The following is a 14,309-nucleotide window of genomic DNA, read 5'->3' as shown; positions in this document are numbered from 1 at the left end:
CTATCCATTCAACGAGGAGATCCGAAATGAACCATTCCGATATCGACAAGCTGGTCAACAACTTCATCGTCGACACCGCCAGGGGCCCGGTCGACAAGCGCGTCCAGCAGGTGGTGGTACGCCTGGTCGGCGACCTGTTCAAGGCGATCGAGGACCTGGACCTGCAGCCCAGCGAAGTCTGGAAGGGCATCGAATTCCTGGCGGAGGCTGGTGCGAGGCACGAGCTCGGCCTGCTTGCCCCAGGCCTCGGACTGGAGCGTTTCCTGGATATCCGGGCCGACGAAGCCGAAGCCCGCGCCGGTCTGACCGGCGGCACCCCGCGCACCATCGAAGGCCCGCTGTACGTGGCCGGCGCACCAGTGTCGCAGGGCTTTGCGCGGCTTGACGACGGCAGCGAAGAAAAGGACGCCGAGCCGCTGTTCATGCAGGGCACCGTCTATGGCGCCGACGGCAAGCCGGTGCCGAACGCCACGGTCGAGGTGTGGCATGCGAACCTGATGGGCAATTACTCGTTCTTCGACAAGACCCAGTCGCCGTTCAACCTGCGCCGCACCATCGTCACCGATGCCAGGGGCCGCTACCAGTTCCGCAGCATCGTGCCGATGGGCTACGGCTGCCCGCCGGACGGCTCGACCCAGCAGTTGCTGGACAAGCTGGGCCGCCATGGCCGCCGCCCCGCGCATATCCACTTCTTCGTCACCGCGCCGGGCCAGCGCAAGCTGACCACGCAGATCAACATCGACGGCGACGAATACCTGTGGGACGACTTCGCCTTCGCCAGCCGTGAAGGCCTGGTGCCCAAGGTCACGCATGTGACCGACGCGGCGGAAATTGCGCGCCGTGAAACAGGCAAGCCGTTTGCCAGCATCGATTTCGACTTCCACCTGCTGGCCGACAAGCCCAACGCCCCGGCAGCCGAGGTCGAGCGCAGCCGCGCCGCCGCCTGACGCCTGTGATTTGACCAGAGAGTGAGGAGCACACGATGATTCCGATCTATCCCGACAAGAACCAGAACGTCCGCAGCCTGGACGATTTCCTGGTCGAGAACCATGAAACCGGCGATTACCGCCTGCACCGCAGCGCCTTTACCGACGAGGCCCTGTTCGAGCTGGAGATGAAGCACATCTTCGAAGGCAACTGGATCTACCTGGCCCATGAAAGCCAGATACCCGGCAACAACGACTATTACACGACGCACATCGGCCGCCAGCCGGTGGTGATTGCTCGCAACCGCCAGGGCCAGCTGAACGCGTTCATCAATGCCTGCAGCCACCGCGGCGCGACCCTGTGCCGCCACAAGCGCGGCAACATGGCGACCTATACCTGCCCGTTCCATGGCTGGACCTTCAACAACAGCGGCAAGCTGCTCAAGGTCAAGGACCCGGAAGGCGCCGGCTATCCGGACTGCTTCAACAAGGAAGGCTCGCACGACCTGAAGAAAGTGGCGCGCTTCGAGTCCTACCGCGGCTTCCTGTTCGGCAGCCTGAATGCCGATGTCAAGCCGCTGGTCGAGTTCCTCGGTGAAGCGGCCAAGATCATCGACATGATCGTCGACCAGTCGAGCGAGGGCCTGGAGGTGCTGCGCGGCGCGTCCACTTATACGTTCGAAGGCAACTGGAAGCTGCAGGCCGAGAACGGCGCCGACGGCTACCATGTCTCGGCGGTCCACTGGAATTACGCCGCGACCACCAGCCAGCGCAAGGCCGCCAACGCCGCCGCCGACAACATCCGCGCGATGGATGCCGGCAAGTGGGGACAGCAGGGCGGCGGATTCTATGCGTTCGACCACGGCCACCTGCTGCTGTGGACCAAGTGGGCCAATCCGGAAGACCGTCCGAACTTCTCGCGCCGCGCCGAGTTCGCCGAGCGCGCGGGCGAGGCGACCGCGGACTGGATGATCCAGCACTCGCGCAACCTGTGCCTGTACCCGAACGTGTACCTGATGGACCAGTTCGGCTCGCAGATCCGGCTGCTGCGCCCGATCTCGGTCAACAAGACCGAGGTCACCATCTACTGCATCGCGCCCAAGGGCGAATCCGATGAAGCGCGGGCGCGCCGCATCCGCCAGTACGAGGACTTCTTCAATGTCAGCGGCATGGCGACGCCCGACGACCTGGAGGAATTCCGCGCCTGCCAGGAAGGCTATGCGGGCCGGGCGCTGGAATGGAACGACATGTCGCGCGGCGCCAGGCACTGGATCGAGGGCGCCGACGATGCAGCGGATGCGATCGGCCTGAAGCCGGTCATGAGCGGCGTCAAGACCGAGGACGAAGGCCTGTACACCGTGCAGCACCGCTACTGGCTGCAGGAAATGAAGCGGGCGCTGCGCGTCGAAGGAGCAGCCAAATGAGCGCCGTGGACAGGACCCGGATCTGCGACTTCCTGTACCGCGAGTCGCGTCTGCTGGACGATGAGCACTGGGATGAATGGCTGGCCTGCTACGACCAGAATGCGGTGTTCTGGATGCCCTCCTGGGACGATGACGACACGCTGGTCGGCGACCCGCAGCGCGAGATTTCGCTGATCTACTATCCGAGCCGGCAGGGGCTGGAAGACCGGGTATTCCGGATCAAGACCGAGCGCTCCAGCGCCACCATGCCGAGCACGCGCACCAGCCACAACATCAGCAACGTCGAAGTCGAAAGCGAAGACGCCGGCGTCTGCACCGTGCGCTTCAACTGGCACACGCTGAGCCATCGCTACAAGGCCAACTACAGTCACTTCGGCATGTCGCGCTACGTGATCGACTTCAGCGGCGAGGCGCCGAAAATCCTGAACAAGTATGTCGTGCTGAAAAACGACTACATCCACCAGGTGATCGACATCTACCACATCTGACCTGCTGGCCGCGGCTTACGTCCGACCAGAATATGCCCGGCGCGAGCAGGGCAGGAGACTGTCATGACTTTTAAAATCGCATTGCAGTTCGAAGACGGCGTGACCCGCTTCATCGACTGCGCACCGAATGAAACCGTATCCGATGCTGCCTATCGCCAGCGGATCAACATTCCGCTCGACTGCCGCGACGGCGCTTGCGGCACCTGCCGCTGCGCCTGCGAGGCGGGAGAGTACGACCTGCCGGAATCGAGCTATATCGAGGACGCGCTGACCGCCGAAGAAGCGGCCGGCGGGATTATCCTGGCCTGCCAGACCCGGCCGCGCTCGGACTGCGTGATCCAGGTGCCGGCATCCTCGGCTGCGTGCAAGACCGGCGTGGCCCGGCACGAGGGCAGCATCGCCGCCGTGGCGCGGCTGTCCGACTCCACCATTGCGTTCTCGATCAGGCTCGACCAGGGCGACGGCGTCGGCTTCCTGCCGGGGCAGTACGTGAATGTGGAGATCCCCGGCACGCAGCTGACGCGCTCCTATTCGTTCAGCTCGCCGCCAGGCGCCGGCGACGCCGCGTTCGTGGTGCGCAACGTGCCGGGCGGACGCATGAGCAATTACCTGGTCGAGGAAGCGCAGGCCGGGCAGCGCATCGGCTTCACCGGACCGTTCGGCAGCTTCTACCTGCGCGAGGTGGTGCGCCCTGCCCTGTTCCTGGCCGGCGGCACCGGCATCGCGCCCTTCCTGTCGATGCTCGAGGCGCTGGCTGCGCAGGGCTGCAGTCACCCGGTGCGCATGGTGTTCGGCGTGACCTTCGACCGTGACCTGGTCGCACTGGAACAGCTCGATGCGATCGCGGCGAAGCTGCCCGGCTTCGAATACCGGACCTGCGTGGTCGACGCGGAAAGCAGCCATGCCCGCAAGGGTTATGTCACCGAGCACGTGGATGCCGAATGGCTCAACGACGGGGATGTCGACGTCTACCTGTGCGGCCCGGTCGCCATGGTCGACGCCGTCAGGCACTGGCTGGATGCGTCCGGCCGCAAGCCCGCCAGTTTCCATTACGAAAAATTCTCGGCCAGCCAGCCGTGAACACTGACGCAGCAGGCCGCAGTCGCCTCGGCCTGATCCAAGCTGAATTGACTCAACCGCGAGAAAAACCATGCAATCCAAACGCTTTGACAACCAGGTGATGATCGTCACCGGCGCCGCACAGGGCATCGGCCGCGGCGTGGCGCTGCGCGCCGCCGCCGAGGGTGCGCAGCTGGTGCTGGTCGACCGCTCCGAACTGCTGCACGAAGTGGCAGCCGAAGCCGGCCGCTGCGGTGCGGCGCCGCTCGCGGTGCTGGCCGACCTGGAAACCTATGCCGGCGCGCAGTCCGCGGTGCAGGCCGCGCTGGATGCCCATGGCCGCGTCGACATGCTGATCAATAACGTCGGCGGCACGATCTGGGCGCAGCCATTCCAGGCCTACCGGGAAGAGCAGATCGAAGCCGAGATCCGGCGCTCGCTGTTCCCCACGCTCTGGTGCTGCCACGCGGTGCTGCCGACGATGATCGACAGGCAGCGCGGCGCCATCGTCAATGTGTCGTCGATCGCCACGCGCAGCATCTACCGCGTTCCGTACGCGGCAGCCAAGGGCGGCGTCAATGCGATGACGGCCAGCCTCGCGTTCGAACATGCAGCCGACGGCATCCGGGTCAATGCGGTGGCCACGGGCGGCACCGAAGCGCCGCCGCGCAAGGTGCCGCGCAATGCCGCGAAGCTGACGCCGCAGGAAGAAGCCTGGTACCAGGCCATCGTCGACCAGACCGTGGACAGCAGCCTGATGCACCGCTACGGCACGATAGCCGAGCAGGTCGGCGCGATCCTGTTCCTGGCTTCCGACGAAGCTTCGTACATCACCGGCACCGTGCTGCCGGTCGGCGGCGGCGACCAGGGCTGACGCCTGCGTCCCGTCCGGTGCGACCCGATCGGGAGCAAGCACATCGCCGCAGCCGAAGGGCCAGCGCATCCTTGCAGCCGCAGGAACAGGGGCGATGACGACGCGTTGCCGCGCCGTCGCAGATCCGTATTCGAGCAATCCGTATTACACAATCAGGAGAGACCCATGAGACCTGTCGTTATCGCTGTCGCCATTACCGGCTCGGTGCCACGCAAGAAGGACAACCCGGCCGTGCCGGTCACCGTGGCCGAGCAGATCGAATCCACGCACCAGGCGTATGAAGCCGGCGCCACGCTGGTGCACCTGCATGTCAGGAACCCGGATGAAAGCGCGTCCTCCGATCCGGCGCTGTTTGCCCGCGTGCTGGAAGGCATACGCCACTATTGCCCCGGCATGATCGTGCAGTTTTCCACCGGCGGCCGCGGCCGCGACCAGAGTGCGCGCGGCGCGGCCCTGCCGCTCGGGCCCGACATGGCCTCGCTCGCCACCGGCACCGTCAACTTCCCCACCATCGTCTACGAAAACGCGCCGGCGCTGGTGGACCAGCTGGCCTCGACCATGAAGGTCCATCGCATCCTGCCCGAGATCGAGATCTTCGACCTGTCGCACCTGTATGGCATGCGCCGGCTGATGGACGCCGGCCTGATCAACGAGCGGCCCCATGTGCAGTTCGTCATGGGCATCAGGAATGCGCTGCCGGTCGAAGAATATCTGCTCGACGCGCTGCTGTCGGTGCTGAAGCGCCTCGCGCCGGAGGCCACCTGGACCGCGGCCGGGATCGGGCGGCACCAGAGCGAGGTCATCGAATGGGTGCTGCAGCGCGGCGGCGACGCAGTGCGGACCGGGCTGGAAGACAACGTGCGCATCGACCGGGACCGTCTGGCGGCAAGCAATGCCGCGCTCGTGCAGATCGCCGCGGAACTGTGCAGCCGTCACGGCGCCCGGCCCGCCACGCCCGACGAGGCGAGGCGGATGCTCGGCATCGCGCCGCCGGCAATGCGACGCGCGCTGGCCTGAAGAATTTCAAACCCGCATCAAATATCAAGAGAGTGAGACGACATCATGCGACAAATCGACGTGCACAAGCTGTCTGACGAGGCCAGCCTAAACCGCTACCACGCCGGCATCCTCCTGTGGTGCTCCCTGATCATCGTCTGCGACGGCTACGACCTGGCCGTGGCCGGCATCGCGCTGCCGTCGATCATGAAGGAGATGGGCGTGACTGCGCAGAATGCGGGCTTCATGGTCAGCTCCGCGCTGTTTGGCATGATGTTCGGCGCCATCTTCCTGGGCACGATCGCCGACCGCATCGGCCGGCGCAGGGCAATTGCAATCTGCATCGGCCTGTTCAGCGTCTTCACCGCCGCGGCGGGACTGACGCACGACCCCTACCTGTTCAGCGGCATGCGTTTCCTGGCCGGCCTGGGCATCGGCGGCGTGATGCCCAACGTGGTGGCGCAGATGACCGAGTATTCGCCCAGGAAAATCAGGTCCACCATGGTGACCCTGATGTTCAGCGGCTACGCGGTCGGCGGCATGGTGGCAGCCTTGCTGGGCAAGGGCCTGATCGAATCCTATGGCTGGTCGTCGGTCTTCCTTGCCGCCGGGTTACCGGTGCTGATGATTCCTTTTGTGCTGAAATACCTGCCGGAATCGATGCCCTTCCTGATCAGGCAGAACCGGCTGGATGAACTGAAGCGCATCGTTGCGCGGCTGTCGCCGGCTTACCATCCCGAGGCTGGCGACCGGTTTGCGCTGCCGTCCGAAGACAAGGCCGAAGGCGTACCCATCAGCAAGCTGTTCCAGAATGGGCGCGGCTTCAGCACCGTGATGTTCTGGATCGCCTTCTTCATGTGCCTGTTCATGGTGTATGCGCTCAGCTCCTGGCTCGCGAAACTGATGGCCAGCGCCGGCTACAGCCTGGGTTCGGCCCTGACCTTCGTGCTGGTGCTCAATTTCGGCGCCGTCATCGGCGCGGTCGCCGGCGGCTGGCTCGCGGACCGCTTTCACATCAAGTATGTGCTGGTCGGGATGTATGCGCTGGCCGCGGTATCCATCACGCTGCTGGGCTTCAAGGTACCGGCCGGACTGCTGTTCCTGCTGGTCGGACTGGCGGGTGCGTCGACCATCGGCACGCAGATCGTGACCTATGCATATGCGGGGCAGTTCTACCCGATGGCGGTGCGGTCGACCGGGATCGGCTGGGCCTCCGGCGTCGGCCGCAGCGGCGCCATCCTGGCGCCCATCGTGATCGGCACCCTGGTCGGCATGGCGCTGCCGCTGGAGCAAAACTTCATGGCCATTTCCATCCCGGCAGTCATTGCGACGATTGCTGTGCTTTTCATCGACCATCGGCGTGCCGCATCGGTGAGCCACACCGATACCGGTGCGTCCCCCGCCGAAGGCCTGGCTTCAATGAACTCTGCGCTATCGTCGAAGTGAGGGAGTTTGCTGGGCGTTTCTCCTGGCGCCCGGTCGGTGCTGGATGCACTAGAACACATTCGCATTTTGGTCGGGAGGGCTTGTGCATTCAGCCCGAAGCTCGCGGCGCGAAGCCCATCGCGGCGCCCGGGATTGCCTCGCTCTGGGGCATCATGCTGCCCAGGGCCTTGACCGACCAGATCGGCCTGGCGCCAATCCCGGACATTGCACATGGTTGCAGTACAGGCCACCGAGCAATTCCAGCAAGCACCGAATTTGTTCAAGGGCCGGATCGATGACTGTGGCTCAACAAAAACCGTAGCATTTCCCCAGTCGCATCCGGCCCCTTGCCATCGGTATAACTGCCGCGAACTTGCCCGCCGGACCACGCATGGCCCGAGCCGTGCACCAGCCAGTGTTCTGCTACCGGGACGCGTTCCTGGTCAAGATAGGCTGTCTGGGTATAGGCATGGCCGCCATCGACCTGGCCACGGCGAACCATGATTTCCACCTGCGCCGGCGGATGGCCCTCCAGGGAATTGGGTGCGCTGTGGGCAATGATTAACTGGCCATTGTCCGGATGGACCGTGCGGTCGTTCTCGCCATGAAACACGATGCAGGGAAGGGTTGGCGTTGCAGGCGCGGAAACCTGCGTGGCGGGCGTCGGCTTGATACGGGCGCCACGTTGCATCGCAAAAATCGCGCTGTAGGCATTGTCGGCGCCGCGGTACATCAGGCCGGAATGCACGCCCACGGCCGCATACAGGTCGGGATAGGTGTTCCCCATCACAACGGCCATCGAGCCGCCAGCCGACAGGCCGGCGACATATACCCGGTGCGCATCGATTGCATACTGCTGCATGATCTCGCGCGTGATGCCGGCAATGATGGCCGGCTCGCCTTTACCGCGTTGCTGGTGCTTGTCCTGGAACCAGTTCCAGCACTGCATGCGGTTTGCAGCCTTCGTTTGCGCCGGGTAAGCCACCAGCAGGCCCGCCGCCTCGGCAGCTTCATTCATGGCGGTGCCGGCAGCAAAGTCTTCTGGCGTTTGCTTACAGCCATGCAACATGATGATCAACGGCAGGGGACGCCCCGCGTAGCATGACGGGACAAACAGGCGGTAATCGCGGCTGCCGGCATCGCATTGAAATGTGCCGTGAAGGAATTGCGATGGCCGGGTCGAAACGCGGCCGGCGCGGCGTTTGCCCGGCGTGCCGCTGTGCAGGGTCGGCGCCGTTTCCGGCACCGGGGGCCGGGATAGCAACGACCGTCCTGCCCGCTTCAAAAATTCGAGTAGTTCGCTGGCTGATCTCATGAGCAAGGCGCGCCGTATGGATGACGCATTGATCCCGGTAGACAGGTGGCGGCACCAGGAAGCAAATCACACGCAGGCATGGCGGCGAAGGGCAATTATACGTACTGGCCAGCGGAGTTCGAGCTTTCCTGCCGCGGAAAGGCATCGGCTACGTCAATGGCAGCATTTCCGCCATCGTCGTCATGTTCCTCAAGGAGCACTCCTCCCCTATGACGACTGCGCCCGGTTAATCGCCTGTGCAGGCGGCTCTACACGCGCGCCTATGCCTGTGCCTTCAGCCCGGGTTTGAGACCGATCACCCTTCGATCGTGCTCACAAGTAAATGACTCTGGGAATAGCTTGATTCAAACGACATTGGCCGCTCGAAGTCTGGCACTGCCCAGGAACGCTGCGAGGTCAGTCGCTGCCACATGCAGAGTGACCCCGCATCTCGTCGCCGCATGCCGGCACCAGAGTTTCTGGACGTTTTGCATGGGGTCACACCAGTTCCGGAATGGCCCTGGATGCACCAGTCTGGCAACAGGCCACAGCACGCGGGCACTCTGCGCGCTTCATCGATCAACTGCTGGTCCCACGCCAGCCAGACGTCGAAGTGGAACCAGGCACGGCTTATGCTGAAGTGCCATCCGCGTAAGCGACGAGCCGTTCACGCTCTGTCTTCAGGCGCGGGATAGCCTTCCCTTCCTGACACGTTCTTCGTCATAGGCCCACCCGACGCTGGCATCGCCGTCCAGCACGGCGCGGGCACGTTCGATGTCGATGTCCTTTTCCCAGGCCGCGACGACCACGGTCGCCACGCAGTTGCCGAGCAGGTTGCCTAATGCGCGGGCAATGCCGATGAACCAGTCGATCGATAGCACGAGCACCAGCCCGACGACCGGGATGGCCGGGATGGCGGAAAGCGTGGCGGCCAAAATCACGATGGCCGACCCCGGCACGCCATGTGCGCCCTTGGACGTGATCAGCGCGACGGCCAGGATCGCCAGCAGGTCCGACATCGCCAGCGGCGTGTTGGTCGCCTGCGCAATGAAGACAGCAGCCAGCGTCAGGTAGATCGAGAACGCATCAAGATTGAAGGAATAGCCAGTCGGTATGACCAGGCCGACCGTGGTGTCCTTCACGCCCATATTTTCCAGCTTGCGCATGATCTGCGGCAGCACGCTGTCGGATGACGCGGTTGCAAGGACCACCAGCAGTTCCTCGCGCAGGTATCGGATGAAGCGGAAGATGCCGAGCCCGGAACTGAAACGCAGGATGCTCCCCAGGATGACGACCACGAACAATGCGACCGCACCATAAAACAGCAGGACCAGCAGCCCGAGCTGCTTGAGCGAGCCGATGCCGTATTTGCCTACCGTAAAGGCAATGGCGCCGAGCACCCCCAGCGGCGCGAGGCGGATGATGAAACCCATCGCCTTGAAGAAGGCGGCGGACAGGCTGTCGATGAGCGCGGCAACCGGCGCCGCTTTCTCGCCGATCAGCGATAGCGCGCAGCCGAAGATCAGCGAGATCAGCAACACCTGCAATACGTCGCCCGAAGTAAAGGCGCTGATGACGGTGACGGGAATGAGCTTCAACAGGAAATCGGCAAAGCCCGCGTCGCGAACCTTGGTCGCACTGTCGACATAGCCACCCATGGCGCTGGCGTCCAGCGTACTGATGTCGATATTCATGCCAGTCCCGGGATGAAACAGGTAAGCCAGCGCCAGGCCCAGCACGAGGGCCAGGCTGGTCACGACTTCGAAGTAAATCAGGGCCTTCAGACCCACCCGGCCGACCTTCCGCAGTTCGCCCGCGCCGTAGATGCCGTGCACCACGACGCAGAACACGATGACCGGGATGATCATCTTGACCAGCTTGATAAAGCCGTCGCCAAGCGGCTTGAGGGCGACGCCGAAAGCGGGATATAGCACGCCGACCAGAATGCCGGCAATCAGGGCAATGACCACCTGCCCGAAGAGTGAGCGGAAAAAACGCATTTTGGTCTCCATGTGTATGGTGGGTTGGCGAGGCTACCTTGGCCGGCTAACGCATCCTGGCTTGATGAAAATATCTTTTCTTTTTTTCAGCATTGAAAATCTTTTTTCATTCACTGTCAATGCTTTTGTCACACCGTGTAGAATTCTTCAACTTCACTCTTCACGCTCCTTCGCCATGACCCGGCAAACCGCCACCGTTGACACCCTCTCGGTCCGAATCAAGAAAGTAATGGACCAATTGCCGAAGGCGGAGAAAAAGCTCGGTCAGATGATCCTGCAGTCGCCTGGTCAGATGGCGAGCTATTCGGCATCCGAGATTGCGCGCATGGCCGGGGTGTCCAATGCAACGATGACGCGCCTGGTGCAACGCCTGGGTTATGACAGCTTTGAACAGATGCGGCGTCTGGCGCGCGAGGGCATTGCCTGGGGCTCTCCGCTGTTCTTGCTTGACCGCAGCAGCGAACCGCAAGAAGTCATCGACCAGGATCCATTTGAAGCCCATATCAAAGCCAGTATCACCAATATCCGGACAAGCTTCGAAAGCATTTCTCCGATTGTCATCGAGGAAATCGGCAGCCAGCTGGCCGGGGCACGGCAGATCCGAATATTCGGACAGCGAAATAATTATTTCTTCGCCGCTTACTTGCGCTGGCAATTGATTCAGTTTCGCAGCGATGTCTACCTGCTCCCGGCTTCCGGAGAGACCCTGGGCGAATATCTTGTCGGCTTGATGCCCGCTGACCTGTTTATCGTTTTTGGCCTCAGGCGACGGCAGCCTGGCCTGGCTGGACTGGTTTCCACGGTACGGCAGTCCGGCGCAAAAGTCGTACTGATCACGGACACAGCAAGTGAACAGGATATTCAGGCGGACTGGACGATTAAATGCGAAACGAGCAGTCCTATCCCCCTGGATAACCACACGGCCGTCATGACTGTGTGCCATGTGCTTTCCGAGAAGTTGATCAGGCTGGTCGGCCTTCAGGGCCGGGAACGCCTGGCGAGGATCGAAGACCTGCATATGCAGTTGAAAGAATTTTAGGACGCAACGGAAGGTCCGTGGCGTCGTCCGAATTTCCAATACAAAGACTCCAGAGCGGCAGCGCATTCGCTCCACCTTCCTTAAATCAAGGCCCAGTCCGGGCCAGATTTCCGGCCGTTTCTCCAGGATCCGGCTACGTCCATTCAGGCTGGAGTACCTGGGCGCTTTTCCCCTTGCTGCCTTTGACGTGCGCCATGCAGGGCAAGGTGTAAATGCGCACTGCATTGGCTTGCACGAACCTGATCCTTGGGCTTGCTGGCAGATCTGGTCCTGCCGTCGTGCGGGGACAGGCATGGACCGGATGCGCCTGGAATAACCCGGCATGCCGACGCCTGGTCGCTGGCCAACGGGCGGTTTTCAATGACAGCGCAAAAGAGAGCGGACCCCGCTGCCTGGCTGCTGACTTCAAGGGGCGTCCCGAGGACGTCCGGCGAGGAATGATGAAGCATGACGCCGTCGATCTGGCTTGGTGACGAATGCATCAGACCGTGGGCGTCACGTCCGTTGCCTGGACAACGGTCGAATTCCTGAAAAACGATTACCCTGTCTGTCCCAACCGCCATACACCAGCTTCCCTGAAAGACGGGGAACATCCCTTCCATCCTTCGTGCCGCCCCATTAAAACCGAAACGAATGCAAGCAAACAAAGAACAACAAGACAATCCCGAAAAGTCCAACCCTCCCGATGGCCTTCCTCCAGGTGAACGCGCATGGGCAATGCTGTCCGTGTGCATCGGCGTCGGCATGGCGTCGCTCGACACGGCCATTGCCAATACGGCGCTCCCTGCAATGGCCGAGCAGCTGCATGCCACACCCGCGGCATCGGTCTGGATCATCAACATCTATCATCTGGCGATGGTGGCAACGCTCTTGCCTCTGGCCGCGCTGAGCGAAATTGTCGGGTACCGGCGCATGTGCATTGCAGGCGTTGCATTATTCACCGCTGCGTCGCTTGCCTGTGCGCTCTCCGGGTCGCTGCCGGCGCTCGTGACAGCGCGGCTCTTGCAGGGCCTGGGGGCCAGCGCGCTGATGAGCGTCAACGGCGCGCTGCTGCGGGTGATCTATCCGGCGCATTTACGAGGTCGCGGGTTTGGCACCAATGCGCTGGTGGTCGCCGTGGGCTTTGCACTGGGCCCGTCCGTGGCATCGATGATCCTGTCCGTGTGGTCGTGGCCGTGGCTGTTCGCCATCAATGTGCCGCTGGGCGTCATCGCCGTCGCACTGGGCCTGCGCGTCCTGCCCCGCACGGCGCGCCATGGTGGGCGCTTCGATGTCATGGCGGCCGTGTACACGATGGGCGCGTTTGGCCTGCTGATCCTGGCGCTGAGCGATGCGGCGCACCTCGCACCCCTGCCGGCAACGCTCGCCGAACTTGCGCTGGCGGTCCTGTTCTTCGTACTGCTGCTCAGGCACGAGGCTGGCAAGAAGGCGCCCATCCTGCCGACCGATCTGTTCCGGCGACCGGCCTTCGCGCTATCGTCCCTCACAGCCGTATGCACCTTCGCATGCCAGAGCCTGGCGTTTGTTTCCCTGCCCTTCTATTTCGAATCCGTGCTGAACCGTTCCCCGATCGAGACCGGCTTCCTGATGACGCCTTGGGCGGTTTTCGTCGGCATCATGGCGCCGATCGCGGGACGGCTGAGCGACCGGCACTCGCCCGGTCTGCTGGGGGGCATCGGCCTCGCGGTGCTTGCCGCGGGCATGATGTCGCTCTACTTCCTCCCGCTCCAGTCCACCGCGCTCGATATCAGCTGGCGCATGGCGGTGTGCGGCATCGGCTTCGGCTTTTTCCAGGCCCCGAACCTGAAGGCGATCATGGGAAGCGCGCCGCCGCACCGCAGCGGCGGCGCCAGCGGCATCATTGCCATTTCCCGGCTGACCGGGCAATCGATCGGCGCTGCGCTCGTCGCACTGTGCCTGAGCCTGTCCAGCCTCCACGGCGCAAGCCATGCGCTGCTGCTGGGCGCACTGTTTGCCGCGCTCGCCTGCATTGCCAGCTTTTCCAGGCTGCTTGTCCCGGTGCTTCCAATGGACTAGCCCGGCAGGCAAGCGCGGGCATGCGGGCGAACCATCGTTCGCATGCCCGGTGCTGCGCCATCCGGGCGGGTCACGCGCCGGCTGCGGCGCCGGATGATGAGGCTAACCTGGCGCATTCAACGTCGCGCTATCGGGGCTTGCACGATACGCCCGAGCGTCACGCATGGGATGGTTCACGGCGCGGATAATCCAGCGGCGGTGTCCCTGCCTTGAACAGTTGCTGAAGCTGGCTGCGCAACTCGGACGTATCTTCATGCCCGTGGACGGAAACGGCATGCTGGACAGCGGCTTCCAGTAATTCTTCCGCAGTGTCGGCTGCCAGGGCCACCGAGCAATTCATCTCGCTCGGAAATTCGCGGCAATCGATATATTGACGAGTCATGATCATTCCCCCGAAACGTCTTCGACATGCTGCCGGCTGCGTGACGCTGCCAACCAGGCGCGGGAGTGCATCGCCACGCGAAGCACCGGCGGCTCCCAGGATCGCAATTTAGGTATAGCCAAGGACTAGGCCGCTTGCAAGCCTCTCAAGCGGATTAGCTCCGCGCTTCTGGCAGCGTTGAAAGCGGCTACTCATTGCCGCCTCCGACAGTTATTAAAAAACTGTTTGCCGTCAGCAGACACCCTCCTTCGCCAAACCGTAATTAAAGCGCATCAAAACCCGCTATTCGATATTGGAATAACAGGTTTTCGGCCGCTTTTACCGCCCACGCGGGCTGGCACGGTCCATGCGATATCTCCTTCGAG

At 63.0% G+C, this 14,309-nt stretch carries 12 protein-coding genes; 9 read left to right on the top strand and 3 right to left on the bottom strand.

The annotated features are described in order from the left end of the window. Positions 1–26 precede the first annotated feature (26 nt). The 7 genes from catA to QOL82_RS15545 all read left to right on the top strand — a co-directional run bounded on the left by catA (position 27) and on the right by QOL82_RS15545 (position 7,213). Complete coding sequence (gene catA, locus QOL82_RS15575; RefSeq protein WP_283443214.1) at positions 27–947, top strand: catechol 1,2-dioxygenase; 921 nt, start codon at positions 27–29, stop codon at positions 945–947. Between the two features lie 35 nt (positions 948–982). After that, a complete protein-coding gene (gene benA / locus QOL82_RS15570) occupies positions 983–2,350 on the top strand; it encodes a benzoate 1,2-dioxygenase large subunit (RefSeq protein WP_283443213.1) in 1,368 nt (455 codons plus the stop codon). Further along, positions 2,347–2,838, top strand: a complete 492-nt coding sequence (gene benB, locus QOL82_RS15565; RefSeq protein WP_283443212.1) for a benzoate 1,2-dioxygenase small subunit — start codon at positions 2,347–2,349, stop codon at positions 2,836–2,838. The genes benA and benB overlap by 4 nt, the downstream gene beginning before the upstream one ends. A 63-nt stretch (positions 2,839–2,901) precedes the next feature. Next, a complete protein-coding gene (benC, locus tag QOL82_RS15560) occupies positions 2,902–3,918 on the top strand; it encodes a benzoate 1,2-dioxygenase electron transfer component BenC (protein ID WP_283443211.1) in 1,017 nt (338 codons plus the stop codon). A gap of 70 nt (positions 3,919–3,988) precedes the next feature. Then, positions 3,989–4,771, top strand: coding sequence for a 1,6-dihydroxycyclohexa-2,4-diene-1-carboxylate dehydrogenase (locus tag QOL82_RS15555; RefSeq protein WP_283443210.1), 783 nt, complete (start codon positions 3,989–3,991; stop codon positions 4,769–4,771). A gap of 165 nt (positions 4,772–4,936) precedes the next feature. After that, positions 4,937–5,788 carry a 3-oxoadipate:acetyl-CoA acetyltransferase gene (locus tag QOL82_RS15550; protein WP_283443209.1) on the top strand — a complete coding sequence of 284 codons (852 nt, stop codon included), beginning with the start codon at positions 4,937–4,939 and terminating at the stop codon, positions 5,786–5,788. A 45-nt stretch (positions 5,789–5,833) separates the two neighbouring features. Further along, a complete protein-coding gene (locus tag QOL82_RS15545; protein ID WP_283443208.1) occupies positions 5,834–7,213 on the top strand; it encodes an MFS transporter in 1,380 nt (459 codons plus the stop codon). 259 nt (positions 7,214–7,472) lie between these two features. Here QOL82_RS15545 and QOL82_RS15540 read toward each other — a convergent pair whose 3' ends face one another. Then, positions 7,473–8,507 (bottom strand): extracellular catalytic domain type 1 short-chain-length polyhydroxyalkanoate depolymerase, encoded by a 1,035-nt coding sequence (locus tag QOL82_RS15540; RefSeq protein ID WP_283443207.1) that lies wholly within the window; start codon positions 8,505–8,507, stop codon positions 7,473–7,475. A gap of 659 nt (positions 8,508–9,166) precedes the next feature. After that, positions 9,167–10,486, bottom strand: a complete 1,320-nt coding sequence (locus QOL82_RS15535) for a C4-dicarboxylate transporter DctA (protein ID WP_283443206.1) — start codon at positions 10,484–10,486, stop codon at positions 9,167–9,169. Positions 10,487–10,550: 64 nt separating this feature from the next. Between QOL82_RS15535 and QOL82_RS15530 the strand changes: the two genes are divergently transcribed. Together QOL82_RS15530 and QOL82_RS15525 are read left to right on the top strand one after the other, a co-directional pair. Beyond that, a complete protein-coding gene (locus QOL82_RS15530) occupies positions 10,551–11,525 on the top strand; it encodes a MurR/RpiR family transcriptional regulator (protein ID WP_283443340.1) in 975 nt (324 codons plus the stop codon). A gap of 633 nt (positions 11,526–12,158) precedes the next feature. Beyond that, the gene (locus tag QOL82_RS15525) at positions 12,159–13,562 is read left to right on the top strand and encodes an MFS transporter (protein WP_283443205.1); all 1,404 of its coding nucleotides are present in this window, start codon (positions 12,159–12,161) and stop codon (positions 13,560–13,562) included. Positions 13,563–13,719: 157 nt separating this feature from the next. On the opposite strand, the gene QOL82_RS15520 is transcribed toward QOL82_RS15525, so the two are convergent. Next, entirely contained in the window at positions 13,720–13,944 is a 225-nt protein-coding gene (locus QOL82_RS15520) for a DUF1059 domain-containing protein (RefSeq protein ID WP_283443204.1), read from the bottom strand. Positions 13,945–14,309: the final 365 nt, after the last annotated feature.

The sequence above is a fragment of the Noviherbaspirillum suwonense genome (assembly GCF_900182955.1).
Lineage (GTDB): Bacteria > Pseudomonadota > Gammaproteobacteria > Burkholderiales > Burkholderiaceae_D > Noviherbaspirillum_A > Noviherbaspirillum_A suwonense.
The sequence above is the reverse complement of the archived record's forward strand: the minus strand, read 5'-3'. Positions and strand labels throughout refer to the sequence as shown.